We start from the raw sequence: 17,957 nt of genomic DNA, 5'->3' as shown, positions 1-17,957 counted from the left end.
GAGAAAACATGCATTTGAAGTTTCAACGGAGCATTTGGATCGGGCTTGTCATCGCTCTAGGCGCATCTAACGCGTCAGCTCAAAAAAGCTACGATGCCGGCGCAACCGATACAGAGATCAAGGTCGGCAACATCATGCCGTATTCGGGGCCCGCATCGGCCTTTGGCGTGATCGGCAAAACTGAAGAGGCTTATTTCAACAAGATCAATGCTGAGGGGGGAATCAATGGTCGCAAGATCAATTTCATCTCCTATGACGATGGCTACAGCCCGCCCAAAGCTGTGGAGCAGGCAAGGAAGCTCGTCGAGAACGATGAGGTGCTCCTAATCTTCAATCCCCTAGGTACGGCATCGAACTCGGCGATCCAGAAGTTCATGAACGCCAAGAAAGTTCCGCAGCTGTTCGTCGCCACCGGCGCAACGAAGTGGAACGACCCTGCGGGCTTCCCCTGGACCATGGGCTGGCATCCCTCCTATCAGAGCGAAGCCCGCGTTTACGCGAAGTATTTGCTGAAGAACAAGCCCGACGCCAAAATCGGCGTACTGTATCAGAACGATGATTTCGGCAAGGACCTCCTAAGGTGGCTGAAGGATGGACTCGGAGCGAAGTCATCGATGATTATCGCTGAATCAAGCTACGAAATTACAGAGCCTACGATCGATAGCCATATCGTCAAACTGAAGGCATCCGGGGCCGATGTGCTCTTGTCATTCACCACGCCCAAGTTTGCAGCGCAGGCGATCAAGAAACTTGCCGAGATCAATTGGAAGCCAGTTCATATCGTCGCGAACGTTTCGAATTCGGTCGGAGGTGTTATTCAGCCCGCAGGTGTTGAGAATGCGCAAGGGGTTCTCTCCGCCGCCTATCTTAAGGATGGCAGCGATCCGCAATGGCGTGACGATCCGGGGATGAGCAGATTCGTTGCCTTCTTGAAGGATTACTATCCGTCGGGAAACAAGCTCGACAACAATGTCGTGTATGGCTACGCCGTAGCACAGACGCTCGTTAAAGTGTTGCAGATGTGTGGGAACAACCTTACTCGGGAAAATGTAATGAAGCAGGCCGCAAGCCTCCGAGACTTTATCCCAGACGCACTGTTGCCTGGAATCAAGATCAACACGTCATCGACCGATTTCGCCCCGATCAAGCAACTGCAGATAATTCGGTTCGAGGGCGACAGATGGGTCCTGTTCGGCGACACCCTGAGCGGCAGTGCCGACGAGAAATAGCGGTTATGCTCGAAACAGGCTCGGCGATCTTCCCGTGTGGCGGCGGATCAGGCGATAGAGCGCCGAGCTATCCTCGAATCCAACTCGCTCAGCAACACTTTCCAGCGATAAGCGCGTCGTCTGCAGCAGGTGAAGCGCCGCATCGACACGGATTTTCTGCGCGAACTTCATCGGCGACATTCCCGTTGCGAGAGCTAACCGGCGGTTCAGCGTGCGGGTCGTGGTGCCCGTTTGCAGGGCCAGGTCCTGGAGTGTGAAAGGCATCGCCAAGCGGCGACGCACATAGGCGTCGACCTTGCGCGCAATTGGATCCTGAGCGGCCAGAAAGGCCGGGATGACGTAGCGCGCCTGTGATGCGCGTTGATCGACGACGATATGCCGCGCCGCGTCCTCCGCAAGAGCGGGGCCGGCGAAACGCGAGACGAGACCAAACATCAGGTCGATGTGAGCGAAAGCTGCGCCGGACGTCCACACCCGGGTATCTTCCGTCAGCATAGAGTCGGAATCAGCAAGGCTTTTCGGAAAGAGCGATTTCAACTTTGGTGTCAGCCACCAGGTCGTCGTGCAACGCCTGCCGTCGAGCAGTCCTGCCTGGCCCAGCAGAAAAAACCCCGGTACAAGATGCTGCAACCGTCGTGCCGCCTCGCCACGCAGCGCGCAGCCAATTTGCTGCATGGGTGGCATCCGGCGCGGCAATCCTCTCATCCACTGCGGCGTCGGTTCCGGCGCCGATGCCCAGCACGATAACGAGGTCTCTGGGTTTTGACCTGCGTAGGGATTGTGCGGGCAAGCTCACGCCACCCCGTAGCTTGGCAACCGAGCCATCGCTGACAACCGCACGCCACTCAAAGACCGGCTCGTCAGCTAGCCGATTGACCGTATCCAGTACGTCGAGCGTGACCCCGAGTGCCGCCGGACTGGAGCCTTCCAGGATCAGGATATCAATTCTGACCATTTGGCAAAACCTGCATGATTATTGTCAGATGTGCCACTGTAAAACGAACGCCGCGTTTTGCAAGATCAACCATCAGCTACTAATGGGAGATCCATATGCCTCTTCTGTATGTCACGCTTACGCCGGGTGTTTTCAACGCCGCTGCTAAGCAGAAACTGGTCAAGGCCCTGACCGAGGCGGCTTTCATCGCCGAGTCGGTGCCCGACCTACCTGCTTCTCGTGCCAGGGGCATGATCCTGTTGCAGGAGCTGCCAGCGGGACAGTTCTACTCAAACAGCGAGCCGGCCGATGGAAAGCTTGGAGGCGTCTTCATCAACTACCAGCTTCCTGCCGGCGTGCTCGACGGGGCACGGAAGACGAAATTCGCTCAAGCTCTCAACGACGCGGTGGATATAGCTCTGGGCAAGGACAGACCTTATCCCGTCTTCACATCGGCGGTTATTCACGAGGTGACGGAAGGGCAGTGGGCGCAGAACGGCAAGATCCTCCGCTTGCCTGACAACGTATCGATCACCAAATTCGAGCATCTGGTCAGCATGATCGAGGGAGCTTAGTCATGACGAACGGCTCGACGGCCATGGATCAGGCGAAAGCCCTAATTGGTCGCGTTGGCTCGCGCTATCAATTGCCGACGCCCGCTCTCATCGTTGACGTCGAGGCGCTCGAACATAACATTGAGCGCATGGCACAGCGGGCCAAGAAAGCGGGGCTGGCGCTCAGGCCGCATTCGAAAACCCACAAGTCGGCAGCGATCGCGCGACTCCAAATCGCTGCCGGCGCGATGGGCGTCTGCTGTGCAAAGCTGGGTGAGGCCGAAGCATTGGCGAATGCGGGTCTTCGCAAATTGCTCGTCACATCGCCAGTGGTGGGTGCCGATACGACCGATCGTGCCATTGCGCTCGCAGGGACAGATGCGGACCTCATGCTCGTGGTCGATCACGAGCAGCAGGTTGAAGCTCTGGGGTCGGCCGCAGCCAAGGCCGACCGAACCTTGTCCGTGCTGATCGACGTCGACGTTGCGATGGCGCGCACAGGGGTCGCGACGCCCCCTGCGGCTATAGCGCTCGCGGGGAAGATCGCTAGCTACCCATCGCTTCGGTTGGTGGGCGTGCAAGGATACGGCGGCATCTGGCAGCATATCGTTGGCGAAGGGGAGCGGCGAAAAGCCGTGGCGACCGGTATGGATCGTCTCAGTGCGATTGTCTACGAGCTGCGGGAATTGGGGTATCGCGTCCCGCTCGTAACTGGTGGTGGCACGGGGACGTTTGCGGCCGACGCCGCGTTAAAAGTACTGAACGATGTCCAGCCGGGGTCATATATCTTTATGGACAATCAGTATCGCGACGCGCTCGGCCAGGATGACGATGGCGGATTCAAGCAGAGCCTGTTCGTACAAGGGCGTGTCGTCAGCATCAATGCGGAGAAGTGGGTCACCGTCGATGCCGGCCTCAAGGCCTTTGCGACCGATGGCCCGGTTCCCCGTGTCGCTGATCAGCGTTTCGCGAATGATGGCTATTTCTACTATGGAGACGAACACGGTGGAGTAATGCGTCCTGTCGGAGGAAATGGGATCGAGCTCGGAGAGCGGATCGAGCTCACCCCACCCCATTGCGATCCGACGGTCGACCGGTACTCGGTCTATCACTTCGTCCGTGGCGATACGCTTGTAGATATCGTTGACATCGAGGCTGCGCGCCGATCGCAGTAGTCGCGCGTTTTCAATTGTTAGCTGGTTACAAGGAGCAGGCGATGCCTAAGGGTTACTGGATAGCGCAGCTTCAGGTGAAGGATGAAACTGCCTACGATGAGTATCGCCGGCGGAACCTCGTGGCATTCGCCAAGTTCGGCGCCAAATTTGTCGTCAGGGGTGGGTCCTTCGAACGCGTGATGGGGGTGGGGCGCCAGCACAACGTGGTCATAGAATTTCCTAGTCACGAAGCCGCGCTCGCCTGCTATCTATCGCCCGAATATCAGGACGCTCTGCCATATCTGAAGAATGGGTGCGACGCCGATTTCCTCATCATTGCTGGCTATGAAGGAGCTCAGCCCGGTCGTTGATACAAACTCAAAGCTACATCGATGAAGTTGATGATGGATGGCGAGTGGAAAGGCGATATAGCGGCTCCGCCAAAGATGGTAAGTGCGGGCATGGTACACGATGGAAGGTTTCGCCGATCCCTTTCTAAAGGACCATCGTTAGATTATCCGGTCGAGCCTGGGAGATACCGTCTGTATGTCTCTTATGCATGTCCTTTTGCCCATCGCGCACTAGTGGTGCATGCCTTAAAAAGACTCCAGGGTCTGGTGCCAATTTCGTTACTACACCCGATCTGGGATCGACCAGAAGGTTGGACGTTTGACGCCAGCTTAGTGGGAGGCAATGCGGTCGCCAGCGACCTCCAATTCCTACACGAAGCCTACAGTGCGACTGACCCGGGCTACACCGGCAAGGTGACCGTCCCGGTACTATGGGATACGAGAACGCGAACTATAGTCAACAACGAGTCGATCGAAATTGCGAAGATGCTGTGCGAGGCGTTCGACCCTCTTGGTGCTGATTGTAAATTCGACCTGTATCCTCGGTCGCTGAGGCCACAAATTGATGAACTGAATGCAAGAATAGGCAACAATCTCTCAAAAGGAGTGTACGCCGTCGGGCAAGCGGAGAACCAAGCCGCCTATGAAACTGCAATGGATCGGCTGTTCGGATTTCTCGACGAGATGGAAGAGCTCGTTGGCGGTGGTCGGCCGTTTCTGCTTGCAGATCAGCCGACGCTGTCCGATGTCTTGATCTTTACTCCTTTGGTCCGCTTTGACTGCGTATACAACCCGCTTTTCCGTGCCAGTCGTCGGCGGCTCGTAGACTATCGTGCCCTCGCCGCGTTAACTAAGCGGATCTATCAACTCCCCGGTGTCGAAAAGACGGTACGGTTCGATCATATTCTGACCCATTATTATGACGGTGACTGGGGAGTCGCTAGTCGACGCGGTATCACGCCGGAAGCGCCGATAGTTGATTTCCGGTCAGCGCTTTAATCTATGTTCGAGCTGAGCGGGCGGCGTACTCCACGTCCAGAACTGCCGGTCGATTTTCTTCGCGTTTCTCAATATTGTTGACTACTCCGTGCGCTTCCGGTCAGCGCGCTTGGAGGTCGACCGAGGTCAAAACGTTGGCGCTCGATGCTCGCGGAACGTCGCCGTAATCGTTCGCAAAGCTCCCCGCGATTGCGGATCTGTCAAAGCCGAATGTAAGACAATTGCGGTTGATGGGAGCGACGGTAGTTGCAACTTTTCACCAACCTCGACTAGGCCGATCGGCGCGACCCGATGGGCCAACGCGGCGACAGCTAATCCGGCAGAGGCTGCCGCTGTGACTGCAGCTGTACCGCCACCCAGAAATACTTCAACCCAACTCACGCCAGCGGAATCCAAGGCTCGCGTGGCGATATTTCGAACACCGCATGATGCTGCCAATGAGGCCAAGCGAAGCGCGTCCCCCTCCTTGTGCGCAAAGGTTGGTGTGGCAAACCAACCAAAGCGCTCTTGAGACAGGACTTCTCCATCGCGTCGCTCGTTCTCACGACGGACGATTGCGGCATCGAGAGTGCCGCGCTCGAACGCATCCAGCAGATTTCGTGATGCATCGATCTGTACCTCGATCAGCAATGCGGGATCATAGGCGTGAAGCCGTGCCAAAAGCACCGGCAGCTCTGGCCCAGCGACCTGATCGGCGATACCCAGCGTGAAGCGGCGAGACATCGTCGTGAGCCCAGCGATCGCTCGCTGATGAGCGGCTAGGAAATCGCGCGCAACCCCAAGAAACGCGGCGCCGCGAGCAGAGAGACGGACGAGCCGAGGTGTCCGCTCGATCAGCTTTTCTCCCAAACGATTCTCGAGCCGTTTGAGCTTTACGCTGATGGCCGCCTGCGACGTGTCGAGCGCCTCTGCAGCCCGAGTAAAGCTTTGCAAGTCCGCGACCAGAACGAACGCGTGCACCGCGTCGACATCAAGCGTAATCATGGCATACATATCATCGTGTTATGTCTGATATATTTAGCCACGCTATTTCAATATAGTCAATCGGGAGGTAGGTTTTCGAGCAAGCGGCACAGCCCAAGTTCGGCACCCGATGCCCGCGCTAAGGCTCTTTGAATGAGCCAATTTCGCATCAGCAGCATTCAACAAGGGGATGAAACGATGGAGCTTATCGTCTGACCGATCTTGCGATCCGCATCGGCTTGCCGCCGTCAACGGCGCATCGACTGCTGACGACGCTGGAGAACCGCAGGTTCGTGCAGTTCGACCGCGAGGAGTCCAAATGGCACATCGGCGCGCAAAGCTTCGTGGTCGGCTCGACCTTCACGCGCTGGCGGAATTTTTCTGCCCGGGCACTACCTTATCTCCGCAAGCTGCGCGACCAGACTAGGGAAACGGCCAATCTTGCGGTGGTCAACGATGAATCGATCATCATCGTATCCCGGATCGAAAGCCGGGAGATCATGCGCTCGCTGACCAAGGTCGGCGGACGTGTCGCGCTGATTGCTTCGGGCGTGGGGAAGGCGGTGCTGGCCGCGTATTCCGATGCCGACGTCAACGCGATCATCCGCCGTCGTGGCATGCCGCGCTTGACGGAAAAGTCGATCGTTCGACCTGGCGAGCTGTTCAGGGAGTTGGAGATCGTACGTAACCAGGGTTATGCAGTGGATGATGAAGAGGCGCGGCTTGGCCTGCGCTGCGTGGCCGCGGTCGTCTTCAACATTTACAGCGAACCATTTGCCGCGGTCTCGGTCTCGGGGATGGCGGATCGGCTGACGGATGATCGCTTGCCGGAGATGGGCGCGACCGTGCATCAGATCGCAGCGGAGCTCTCGGCAGAGCTTCGTGGGAACCCCCGTACGCAACCTTAATAGGCGCGCGTGGACGAAGGATCACTTGCTTTTGGCAGAAGCGGGTCTGCACAAGCGTCGGCTATTCCGTCCAACGTCGGCAGAGTGAAAACAGCGCGGAAGACCGGGAAGACCGCCCGGGATCAAACTTCCTTTTGCTTCCATGGGCAAGGCGCACGCCGCGCCTGCGTCGGCTTCGCGAATGGAACTGGCGGGGCAGGGGCGGTTGCGCGGCAGCGGCTCCAACACTGGCCATAGCCCGCAGAAGTGCTGGGGGCTGTTCGCTCCCACTGTGGCGGCGCGCGCGCCTTCACCCACGGCAGAACTTGCTTGAAAATTGCCGGTACGTAATTTCCTTTCCGCTACCGCAAATGTTGTCGCACGTTTCGTTGAAAGCGCTTCTCGAAAAACTGGGATGGTCATTTTCAATAGAAAGCATCATGCGGTTGCCGCTGGCGGACGAGTTGTATGGATTGAAGCAAGGTCGCGTTTCACTAGACGCGCATGCTTTTATCGTCTCATGCAAATCGCTACATGTTCTGGCGTCGATTTTCGAGGTGATCTTCGAGCGATGAACTGACAGAGTGCCTCTTCGAAAACTCCCAGCTAGCCGATAACCCTGCTTATTGCCGATCTTGAAGGTCGCCGTGTCGGTTCGAGCGTTTGTATGGAGGACCGTTAGCTCACACCAATAACAATCTTCTACAACATTTTTGACCGTTATTTTTGAACCCCGTTCGACAACGAGTCGAACGTCCCGCGAAGGGCAACCGTTACCGCCGCAGGAATCGGAAATTGGCAAGAGAGTGTAGCTTCTAGTTTTGACCGGCTCGCCGAAATAGAGAACACCCCCTGCAGTCGAACAGAAGAGGCGCTCGCCGTTGCGGAACAGGCACTGCGTGTATTCATGTTCGGGTGTTTCTGAAATTGTGTAGGTCGAATGTGTCGTACGGAGCGTATTGTTGGTTTCATTCTCAGCGGATTTCGCAGACTGCAGCATTAGAAGAAGCCATATAACGGCTCCGATCATCAAACACAGTGCTGAATCGGTTCTTCGCATGTACCCAAGCGCTCGTGGCTAAAAGCTAGCTGACACCTACCCCCATATCTTCTTGACCTCTTGGCCAGTGTAAAGGGCCGGGTTCTTACGGGGGGCGATTGTGACCTGGTTCACAAATGCGCGGGTGAATGGCTGCTAGATCGTGTTTCGCTGGGGGATTTAAGGGGCCCAGTGACAGGCGCCGCCGGGACACGATATTTCGAGCCCGACGGCGTAGTTTTTTCAAGGGCATTGAAGCGGCCTTGGGAGCGCAACGATGAACGCGCGTGTCACAAAACCTTGGCGGACAAGTGCCAAGCTCCCGGAGCTGGGATTTCATGGCCCAGACTGGAATGCGTGGCGATCGCCGCGCGAGCGAACATACTCCGCTCGCGCGGAGTTCAGCATCAATCTCCAATTGGAGGGAAACGCATGTTCGACGCCGAAACGACCACGCTGCTAAGAGCGGTGCTAGAGGAAGTTTGCGAGAATATTTCCGTCTTTGAAACCGGCGCTAGGACGCACGTTGCTTCCAAGATCCTCGAAGCCGCAGCAAACGGTCGACTCTCAATAGATGACTTGAAGGCAGCGGGTTACAACGCCCTGAACACGCCTACGATGTGACGCTGAGTTTCGTCCTTGTCGGCGACGCTGTGTGGTGCTGAGTCTCTTTCGGTGAGACGCTGATCTGTTCAGTGAAGCGAGCGTTGCCATCGACGGATCAAAGTTCAAGGCTGTCAATGCACGGGACAAGAACTTCACCGAAGCCAAGACGAAGAGGCGTCTCGAGCGGATCGATGAGAGCTGGCCCGCTATCTCTCGCAGCTTGAAACCGCCGATCGGCATGGCGACGCGGTGCCGGAGGCGAAGGTTGAGCGGTTGAAGGGCAAGAGCGAGAAGCTCAAGGAAGAGATCGTCCGACTCAACGCGATCAACGCCGAGATGATGAAGAGCGAGGACAAGCAGATCTCACTGTCCGATCCTGACGCACGCTCGATGGCGACAAGCGGCAAGGACACCGGCATCGTTGGCTACAATGTGCAGATTGCCGTTGATACGCAGCATCATCTCATTGTGGCTCACGATGTGATCAACGTGGGCAGCGACCGTCACCAACTCTCTAACATGGCCGGGCAGGCTCGTGCCGAGATGGCGGTCGAGACGCTCGAGGTTGTTGCGGATCGCGGCTACTACGACGGCGAAGAACTTCGCGCCTGTGAGCAGGCTGGGCGTCACGGTCACATTGCCGAAACCGCTGACCTCAGGGGCGAAAGCCGCCGGCCGTTTTGGCAAGCAGGACTTCGTCTATGTTGCGGCCGAGGACATCTATCGCTGCCCTGCTGGAGAACGGCCCACCTACCGCTTTGCCGGCCAAGAGGATGGTAAGATGCTGCGCCGTTATTGGACGACGGCTTGCCAAGGCTGCGCGCTCAAAGCTCAGTGCACGACTGGCCCCGAGCGGCGCATCGCGCGTTGGGAGCACGAGGCGGTGCTGGAGAAGGTTCAGCGGCGGCTCGACCAAGACCCCAACAAGATGACCTTACGCCGTCAAACGGCCGAGCATCCGTTCGGGACCATAAAGGCCTGGATGGGTGCGACGCACTTCCTGATGCAAAGACGACACAAGGTTGCGACCGAGATGGCGCTGAATGTACTCGCCTACAATATGAAACGTGTCATAGCGATTCTGGGTTGCCGAACACTGCTGGAGGTGATGCAGACGTAAGGGATATTGTACGCCAGATCGGCGACCTTCAGGTTCAGAAGCCTCGCGTCGCCATCGGACCGCCCAAATCGAGCCGATGCCGGACTTCCGACCTGCCCAAAAGAGGTTCTCACACAGCCTGGGACCACAGCTGACCGCCTGTATGACTATCGGGACCGTCGGCTCTTCGTGGTGAACCGGAAGTCACACGGCTTGGTCGCCGCGGGCGGCTTTTGACTCGGAGCGGACTCGTTGGCCTCCGTGGCTGGATCTTCGGCACAGTGGATGGCCTAAACGCGGCTTTGCCCATCGGTCAGCGTATGATCGGCTTGCGATACACGTCCTTCGTAGCGATTTTGCCACCTTCGAACGTGTAGTGCTCGATACCGTGTTGCTCCCGGCGCTCGCCGGTTGAGCGTACAATCTCGCCAACGCCGAATGTCATGAAGGAAACGACGGGATGATAGACGATCTCATGGAAGCGGCTTGTCGCGAAAAAGGTCTTCTTCTCCTCGAGGTGCTTGAGGATGGCCTCACGCCCCACGAGTACAACTTCCGGCGAAACCCCATCGTGATATCGCCAGACGAACTCCGGCTCTGTAAAGCGCCTCCATATCGTGTTTGAACAACGCGCGAGCAAACTCTTCAAACAGCGCGTCGCGCTCAGCAGGTGTTGGGATCTCCATAGGCTCATCCGATTTGTGGCCGGCGATTACTTCAAACTAGAACATCAGGACGGGGCTCTCCAGCGCTATGACTATCCTCTCAACCGGCTACCGGCCTCTCGGCTCTTGCTCCCGCGCAGCGGGCTGGAGCGCAGCGACTTTGTGTCGTGGCCCATCGCTTCCGTTGGCGCGTCGCAAGGAGATGTCCGGTGCCGTGGGTAAACCGGAAGCACCCGGGCGGTGGTCGAAACGGCGCTTTTGACCCATCTGAGACATTGCGGCTGGCGGGGAGGGGTTTGGTCGGTCATCCTGATTTGTGGTACTTGAGCCCAGGAAGAGCACAAGCTAACTCAAGCCGGCCCGGCGGAAGGCTTCCAGATAGTGCTCGCGGTCGGCCTCGTATTTGAACGGCAAGTTCTTCCCGATCCAGGCTAGGGAGAAATCGGGCTGTCTGCGGAGCAGTTCCTGCAATGCAGCCGTGGCGATTTCGCCTCGTCCGGCCATCGCAGCCGCCGCAGTCAGCATGCGGTAGCCGGAGACATGATCGGTGCGAAGCCGAATGCTGGCTCCGGCCAGGCGCATCGCCTCCTCGTAATTTCGTCCGACCAACTGGGCATGGGCGGCGATGCCGTTGTAGATCGCCGCAAATGGATCGCGCGGGCTGAGGCGCAACGCCTTCGTGGTGGCGACGCCGGCTTCCTCCCAGTGGCCGCTGAACGTCAGCGCCAGGCCGTACACGCTAAGTGCCAGCGCAAAGCTTGGATTGAGCTTCAGCGCCAGCTCAAACTCGCCAAGCGCTTCATCGAAACGTCGCAGCAGCACATGAACGCAACCCAGCGCATGATGCGCCCAGGGATCCTCGCTGTCGGCGCGGACTGCCGCCAGCGCCGCGCGTTCGGCAATCGGCACCGACGTCGCCATCTCGCTCCAGCCATTGTAGGCGCAAAAGGTGTGGCTGGCGGACAGAACGGCAAGCGCTTGTCCGTAGTACGGATCGATCGCAATAGCCTTCTCCAGCAGCTCCTGGGCTTTGACATAGTCGGCTGGCGTGATCCGCCAGAAATGCGACATCGCCCGCATCACCAGACCCCAGGCGTCCATGCTGTCCGGGGTCTTGCGTTTGGAGTGAAAATGCTCCGCCGCATAGAGCTGCGGCTCGATCGACGCAACGATCGCCTCGGTGATCTCGTCCTGCACGGCAAACACATCGGCGAGGCTGCGATCGTAACGCTCCGCCCACAGGTGGCTGCCGGTGGCGACGTCGTTGAGCTGCGCGGTGATGCGCACGCGATCGCCTTCCTTGCGCACGCTGCCTTCGATGACATAACCGACGCCGAGGGTCGCCCCGACCTCTTTGATGTTGACGGACTTGCCCTTGTAGGCAAACGACGAGTTGCGCGCGATCACGAAGAACCAGCGCAGCTTCGAGAGCGCGGTAATGAGGTCCTCGCTGATGCCGTCGGAGAAATAATCCTGGTCCGGATCGTCGCTCATGTTGGCAAAAGGCAGCACGGCGATGGCGGGACGGTCAGGCAGAGGTAATGCCGCAATTCGCTCGCTGGATTCGTTCAAGTCCGGCTCCGCGCAAAGCTCTCCGAGCTCGTCGTCCATCGGCGGCGTGCGCACTTCGCCGACGAAGCGCAGACCCTTGCGCGAAATGGTGCGGATCAGCTTCTGCTGCTGGCCGCTGTCGCCGACCGCCTTGCGCACGGCATAGACGCGGCTGGTCAGCGTCGCATCCGAGGTGACGCGGCCGCCCCACACCGAAGCAACCAGATCGTCCTTGGTGACGACGCGATCGCGATTCTCGATCAGGTAGAGCAGAAGGTCGTAGACCTGGGGCTCGACTGCAATCAGTTCAGACCTGAGCCGCAGCTCGCGGGCGCTGGTATCAAGCACGTAATCGGCGAAATGAAACTGCATGCTCGTATCCTGGACCGGACTGCCGCAACGGCCTGTCGCGATTTGGACCGCATCGACCGTGGTTGCAACCGTCTTTGGTGCGCCGCGGCGCGTGTTTGCCGCGTCCGGCTGGGGGCTCAGGCGATCACGGCCCGATCACAATAGCACAATCAGGAAATCAGCAGGGCTTCTTCAGGCAAATCACGGCGTTCTCAAGACCGGCTTCAAGCCTGTCATCCTCTTCGCGGCTAAGTATCGGTCAAGGGGCATGAAACCTCTGGAAGGATGACGACCATGGCTATCAAAGCTGGCTTTTCTCCGACCACCGGCCTGCTGTCGGTGTTCGACGACAATCTCAACAACTCGATCACCGTGAGTCGCTCCGCGGCCGGAACGATCCTCGTGAATGGCGGCGCGGTCCCGGTCACGGGGGGCACCTCGACGGTCGCTAACACCTCCTTGATCCAGGTGTTCGGCACCGGCGGCAACGACACAATCGCGCTGGACGAGGCCAACGGTGCACTCCCGGCAGCTCAGCTGTTCGGCGGCGCCGGCAACGACGTCATCACCGGCGGCTCCGGCAACGATCGGCTGTTCGGCGGCGCGGGCGACGACACCCTGATCGGCAAGGGCGGCAACGACCTGCTGTTCGGCGGCGGAGGCAGCGACACGCTGGTTGGCGGCGCGGGCGACGACCAGATGTTCGGCGGCGCCGGCAACGATCTCATGGTTTGGAATCCGGGCGATGGCACCGACCTGATGGAAGGTGGCGACGGCATCGACACCGCCCAGGTCAACGGCGGCAACGGCGCCGAAAACTTCATCCTCACCGCCAACGGCTCCCGCGTACGATTCGATCGCATCAGCCCGGCGCCGTTCTCGCTCGATATCGGCACCACCGAGAACATCGTGCTCAACATGAATGGCGGCGACGACGTCTTCACCGCCGGAAACGGCCTTTCCAGCTTGATCAAGCTAACCGTAGACGGCGGTGCGGGCAACGACTCCATCACCGGTGGCGACGGCAACGACACGCTGCTCGGCGGTGACGGCAACGACACCATCATCGGCGGCCGCGGCAACGATCAGCTGTTCGGCGGCGCGGGCGACGACACCTTCGTCTGGAATCCGGGTGACGGCAGCGACAAAGTCGACGGCGGTGACGGCAACGACACCCTGGTGTTCAACGGCGCCAATGTGACCGAGAACATGACCGTCTCGGCCAAGGGCAGCGGCGCCACCCTAACCCGCGACGTCGGCACGGTCTCGATGAACCTCGCCGGCATCGAGACCATCGATGTCAATGCGCTAGCTGGTGCGGACACCATCACCGTCAACGACCTGACCGGCACCAGCGTCAGTCAGGTCAACATCGACCTCGGCGGTAATGACGCGCAGCCGGACACGGTTGTGCTCAATGCGACCAACGGTGACGACGCGATCAATGTCACGGAAAGCAACGGCGTCATCACGGTGACGGGACTTGCGACGGACGTGACCATCTCCAATGTCGGCGCCGGCGACCGTCTCGTCATCAACGGCCTCGGCGGCGACGATGTGATCTCGGCTTCCGGACTGCGCAACGGCATCCTGCTCACTGCCAATGGCGGCGGCGGCGACGATGTCCTGATCGGCGGGAACGGCAGCGAGATCCTCAGTGGCGGCGCGGACGATGACATTCTGCTCGGCGGCAGCCCGCAGAATGTCCTCGATGGCGGTGCGGGACACAACGTCGTGATCCCGGGCGCGGCGCCAGGCCTCGCGCATACGGCGGCGGCAAGCGCGAGCCTGCTCGGCCAGTTCATGGCGTCGAGCTTCGTCTCGGCGGGAGCGGATCACGGCGCGATGCCCGTCGCCGAGCCGCCGTTGAGCCAGCAGCCGCAGCTCGCTCAGCCGCACGCCGCCTGAGGCCGACGGCGTCGTCCTGGAGAACAACCATGAGCATCGAAACCAATGGTGCGAGACCGACCGACCCGGGTCTCGAAATCCTCGTAACGCTGCTGCATCTCCAGGGCATTGCGGCCGATGCCGGACAGATCGGGCATCGGCTGGGAACGGACAGGATCGGCGCAGCGGATATGCTCCGCTGCGCCAGGGATCTCGGCCTCAAGGCCCGTGCCTACCGAACCGATTGGTCACGGCTCGGCAGCACGCCCTTGCCCGCCATCGCGTCCCTGCGCGATGGCGGATTCCTTCTCCTTGCCAAGGCAGATGCGGACCGGGTGCTGGTGCAGTCGCCGCTTGCGCCTCGGCCAGCATTGATGTCACGGGACGAACTCCTCGCCATCTGGGATGGGCAGCTGATCCTGATGACCCGACGTGCCGGATTGTCCGACATGGCGCGGCGATTCGACATCAGCTGGTTCGTCGCCGCGATCCAGAAATACCGGCATCTGCTGGGTGAAGTGCTGGTTGCCTCATTCTTCCTGCAACTGCTCGGCCTGGCTTCGCCGCTGTTCTTCCAGGTGGTCATCGACAAGGTGCTGGTGCATCGATCGCTGAGCACGCTCGATGTCCTCGTGCTCGGGCTGGTGACGATCTCGGCTTTCGAGACCGTGCTGGGAATTCTGAGGACCTATTTGTTCGCGCACACCACCAACCGCATCGACGTCGAACTCGGCGCACGGCTGTTTCGGCAATTGCTGGCTTTGCCGATGGCCTATTTTCAGGCGCGTCGCGTCGGCGATTCGGTCGCCAGAGTTCGCGAGCTGGAAAACATCCGGAGCTTCCTCACCAGTTCGGCGCTGACGCTGCTCATCGACCTATTCTTCACCTTCGTCTTCGTCGGCGTGATGTTCTTCTACTCGCCGCTGCTCAGCTGGATCGTGCTGGGCTCGTTCCCATTCTATATCGCGATCTCCGCCGGAGCGACGCCGCTGTTCCGGCAGCGGCTGGACGAGAAATTCCGCCGCGGCGCCGAGAACCAGGCCTTCCTGGTCGAGAGCGTCACCGGGATCGAGACGGTCAAGGCCATGGCGGTCGAGCCGCAGATGCAGCGGCGCTGGGAAGAGCAGCTGGCGGGCTATGTGGCTGCGAGTTTCCGGGTCCTGAGCCTCGGCAACAGTGTAAGCCAGACGGTGCAGCTCGTCAGCAAACTCGTCACCGCAAGTATCCTCTACTGTGGCGCAAGGCTCGTGATCGACGGTAGCCTTTCCGTGGGCGAGCTGGTCGCCTTCAATATCCTCGCCGGCAGGGTGAGTACGCCGGTGCTGCGTCTTGCTCAGCTCTGGCAGGATTTCCACCAGACGCGCCTGTCGATCGCACGGCTCGGTGATATTCTTAACACCGCCGCCGAGCCGACCTATTCGGCGGCGCGGGCGCGGCTGCCGGCGATTCGGGGGGACATCAAGTTCGACCACGTCTCGTTCCGCTATCGCGTGGACGGGCAGGAAGTCCTGCGCGACGTCTCGTTCGAGGTGCCGGCAGGCCAGATCGTCGGCGTTGTCGGACCTTCCGGGTCCGGCAAGAGCACGTTCGCCAAGCTGGTCCAGCGGCTTTACGTTCCGGAACGCGGACGCGTGCTGGTCGACGGAATGGATCTCGCGATGGCCGAGCCCACCTGGCTGCGCCGCCAGATCGGCGTCGTGCTGCAGGAAAACATGCTGTTCAACCGCTCGGTGCGCGACAACATCGCGCTTGCCGATCCGGCGATGCCGATGGAGCGCGTGATCGCGGCGGCGCGGCTTGCAGGCGCGCATGAATTCATCCTCGAACTCGCAGAAGGCTATGACACCATGGTGGGCGAACGCGGTTCGACTCTATCCGGCGGCCAGCGCCAGCGGATCGCCATTGCGCGGGCCCTCGTCACCGACCCGCGCATCCTGATCTTCGACGAAGCGACCAGCGCGCTGGACTATGAGAGCGAACGAATCATTCAACAGAACATGAAGGATATCGCCAACGGGCGGACCGTGCTGGTGATCGCGCACCGGCTGTCGACCGTGCGGACGGCGGACCGCATCGTGACGCTCGATCGCGGCCGCCTGGTCGAGGATGGCAGCCACGACACATTGATCAAGACCGGCGGCCGCTATGCGTCGCTGCATCGGCTGCAGGGAGGATTCCATGAGGTCGGCTGAACTCGCGGCGCCTAAACCGTCAACGCAACACGTGATCGCGTTCCGCAGTCCGCGAGGGAGGCGCCGCGAAGAGCTGGCGTTTCTCCCCGCCGCGCTTGAAATCGTGGAGACGCCGCCATCGCCGCTCGGTCGCACGATCGGCAGTACGATCGTCGTCTTGTTCTGCCTGGCTCTGGCTTGGGCCTGGTGGGGCACGATCGATATCGTCGCGTCGGCCACGGGAAAAGTCCTTCCCAGCAGTCGCGTCAAGATCATCCAGCCGTTCGAGACCGCCGTCGTGCGCTCCATTCGGGTACAGGACGGCCAGGTGGTCAGGGCCGGCGATGTCCTGATCGAGCTCGATCCGACCGCGAACGAGGCGGAGCGAGATCATCTGCGCAACGACCTCCTTGCCGAGCGGCTCAATATCGAACGTTTGCGCGCGGCGCTTTCGGAGAATCCAGCGGCCGATTTCATGCCGTCGGCCGGCGTAGATCCGGAGCTGATCAACACGCAGCGGCAGCTGCTGCTCAATCAGGTGACGGAGCATCGCGCCAAGATCGCCGCGCTCGCGCGACAGCAAGCTCAGAAGGAAGCCGAACTGGCCACGACAGGGGCGACGATCCACAAGCTGGAGACCATCATTCCGGTCATTCAATCACGCGTCGATATCCGCAAGATGCTTGTGGAGAAGGAACTGGGCTCGAAGCTGACCTATTTCGAGGTGTTCCAGCTCCTGGTCGAGCAGCAGGAGGAACTTGTGGTTCAGACCAGTCGCTTGCACGAGACGGAAGCGGCCATCGCAGCGATTCGCGAGACGCGCAGCCAAGTGGCAGCGGAGTATCGGCACACGATCTCCGACGACCTCGCCAAGGTCGAACAGAAAGCGAGCGGGCTCACCCAGGACCTGATCAAGGCCGAGCAAAGAACGAAGCTGCAGCAGTTGACGGCGCCGGTGGACGGCGTGGTGCAGCAGCTTGCGGTTCACACCGTTGGCGGCGTAGTGACGCCGGCGCAGCAGCTGCTTGTGGTGGTGCCGAGCGAGAGCCGGCTCGAGATCGAGGCCATGGTGTCGAACGGCGATATCGGCTTCATCCATGCCGGACAACAAGCCGAAATCAAGGTCGATACTTTCAATTTCACCCGCTACGGCCTGTTGCATGGCGAGGTGCTGTCGGTGTCACAGGACGCCGTGATCCGCGACCGCCCGCAGGATCGCGCCGGCGATCGGGCGCTGGGTACGGCACGCGAGAGCAGCGAGCCGAAAGGCCAGGAACTGAACTACAGCGCGCGAATCTCGCTCGATTCTACCCAAATGCAGATCGACGACAGAATGGTCAATCTGTCGCCCGGCATGGCCGTCACGGTGGAGATCAAGACGGGATCGCGGACCATCCTGAGCTATCTGTTGTCGCCGCTCCGCCGCTATCGGCAGGAAACTTTGCGGGAGCGCTAGTAGGCAGGGTAATGTTCGCACTGATTTCGGCAAGGCCGTTCAAACGCTGGAATAGCTCGATC

13 protein-coding genes and 2 pseudogenes are annotated in these 17,957 nt (G+C 59.9%); 11 read left to right on the top strand and 4 right to left on the bottom strand.

Translation table 11 applies throughout. The features are described from left to right. Positions 1 to 8 precede the first annotated feature (8 nt). Positions 9 to 1,229: an ABC transporter substrate-binding protein gene (locus tag ACVI1L_RS04585; protein WP_456782395.1), complete on the top strand. Its 1,221-nt coding sequence runs from the start codon at positions 9 to 11 to the stop codon at positions 1,227 to 1,229. A 3-nt stretch (positions 1,230 to 1,232) separates the two neighbouring features. Here ACVI1L_RS04585 and ACVI1L_RS04580 read toward each other — a convergent pair whose 3' ends face one another. Beyond that, complete coding sequence (locus ACVI1L_RS04580) at positions 1,233 to 1,904, bottom strand: GlxA family transcriptional regulator (RefSeq protein ID WP_456782394.1); 672 nt, start codon at positions 1,902 to 1,904, stop codon at positions 1,233 to 1,235. Positions 1,905 to 2,279: 375 nt separating this feature from the next. Between ACVI1L_RS04580 and ACVI1L_RS04575 the strand changes: the two genes are divergently transcribed. Genes ACVI1L_RS04575 through ACVI1L_RS04560 form a run of 4 tightly spaced genes read left to right on the top strand, consistent with a single transcriptional unit; the run spans position 2,280 to position 5,220 of the window. Then, complete coding sequence (locus tag ACVI1L_RS04575) at positions 2,280 to 2,738, top strand: tautomerase family protein (RefSeq protein WP_456750660.1); 459 nt, start codon at positions 2,280 to 2,282, stop codon at positions 2,736 to 2,738. A gap of 2 nt (positions 2,739 to 2,740) precedes the next feature. Then, entirely contained in the window at positions 2,741 to 3,892 is a 1,152-nt protein-coding gene (locus ACVI1L_RS04570; protein ID WP_456782393.1) for a DSD1 family PLP-dependent enzyme, read from the top strand. A gap of 41 nt (positions 3,893 to 3,933) precedes the next feature. Then, positions 3,934 to 4,242, top strand: coding sequence for a DUF1330 domain-containing protein (locus ACVI1L_RS04565; RefSeq protein WP_456782392.1), 309 nt, complete (start codon positions 3,934 to 3,936; stop codon positions 4,240 to 4,242). Positions 4,243 to 4,263: 21 nt separating this feature from the next. After that, positions 4,264 to 5,220, top strand: coding sequence for a glutathione S-transferase C-terminal domain-containing protein (locus tag ACVI1L_RS04560; protein WP_456782391.1), 957 nt, complete (start codon positions 4,264 to 4,266; stop codon positions 5,218 to 5,220). A 126-nt stretch (positions 5,221 to 5,346) separates the two neighbouring features. Here ACVI1L_RS04560 and ACVI1L_RS04555 read toward each other — a convergent pair whose 3' ends face one another. Next, positions 5,347 to 6,204, bottom strand: coding sequence for a LysR family transcriptional regulator (locus tag ACVI1L_RS04555; protein WP_456782390.1), 858 nt, complete (start codon positions 6,202 to 6,204; stop codon positions 5,347 to 5,349). Positions 6,205 to 6,377: 173 nt separating this feature from the next. Between ACVI1L_RS04555 and ACVI1L_RS04550 the strand changes: the two are divergent. The 3 genes and pseudogenes from ACVI1L_RS04550 to ACVI1L_RS04540 all read left to right on the top strand — a co-directional run. After that, positions 6,378 to 7,091: pseudogene (locus ACVI1L_RS04550) on the top strand (IclR family transcriptional regulator); the annotation flags it as partial. A gap of 1,450 nt (positions 7,092 to 8,541) precedes the next feature. After that, the gene (locus ACVI1L_RS04545; protein ID WP_456782389.1) at positions 8,542 to 8,733 is read left to right on the top strand and encodes a hypothetical protein; all 192 of its coding nucleotides are present in this window, start codon (positions 8,542 to 8,544) and stop codon (positions 8,731 to 8,733) included. A 64-nt stretch (positions 8,734 to 8,797) separates the two neighbouring features. Beyond that, a pseudogene (locus tag ACVI1L_RS04540) lies at positions 8,798 to 9,835 on the top strand (IS1182 family transposase); the annotation flags it as partial. A gap of 292 nt (positions 9,836 to 10,127) precedes the next feature. Here the strand turns inward: ACVI1L_RS04540 and ACVI1L_RS04535 are convergent. Together ACVI1L_RS04535 and ACVI1L_RS04530 are read right to left on the bottom strand one after the other, a co-directional pair. Continuing rightward, positions 10,128 to 10,358, bottom strand: coding sequence for a hypothetical protein (locus ACVI1L_RS04535; RefSeq protein WP_456782388.1), 231 nt, complete (start codon positions 10,356 to 10,358; stop codon positions 10,128 to 10,130). Positions 10,359 to 10,824: 466 nt separating this feature from the next. Continuing rightward, on the bottom strand, positions 10,825 to 12,402 hold the full coding sequence (locus tag ACVI1L_RS04530; protein ID WP_253623534.1) for a winged helix-turn-helix domain-containing protein: 1,578 nt from the start codon (positions 12,400 to 12,402) through the stop codon (positions 10,825 to 10,827). Positions 12,403 to 12,675: 273 nt separating this feature from the next. On the opposite strand from ACVI1L_RS04530, the gene ACVI1L_RS04525 reads away from it, so the two are divergent. The 3 genes from ACVI1L_RS04525 to ACVI1L_RS04515 are packed head-to-tail and all read left to right on the top strand — an operon-like array spanning position 12,676 to position 17,895. Next, on the top strand, positions 12,676 to 14,289 hold the full coding sequence (locus ACVI1L_RS04525) for a calcium-binding protein (RefSeq protein ID WP_310885755.1): 1,614 nt from the start codon (positions 12,676 to 12,678) through the stop codon (positions 14,287 to 14,289). Positions 14,290 to 14,318: 29 nt separating this feature from the next. Beyond that, entirely contained in the window at positions 14,319 to 16,460 is a 2,142-nt protein-coding gene (locus tag ACVI1L_RS04520; RefSeq protein ID WP_456782387.1) for a type I secretion system permease/ATPase, read from the top strand. Further along, a complete protein-coding gene (locus tag ACVI1L_RS04515) occupies positions 16,447 to 17,895 on the top strand; it encodes an HlyD family type I secretion periplasmic adaptor subunit (RefSeq protein WP_456782386.1) in 1,449 nt (482 codons plus the stop codon). Before ACVI1L_RS04520 ends, ACVI1L_RS04515 begins: the two co-directional genes overlap by 14 nt. The last annotated feature ends 62 nt before the right edge of the window (positions 17,896 to 17,957 follow it).

Source organism: Bradyrhizobium sp. USDA 4516 (assembly GCF_054055915.1).
This window is presented reverse-complemented; position numbering and strand designations above follow the sequence as displayed.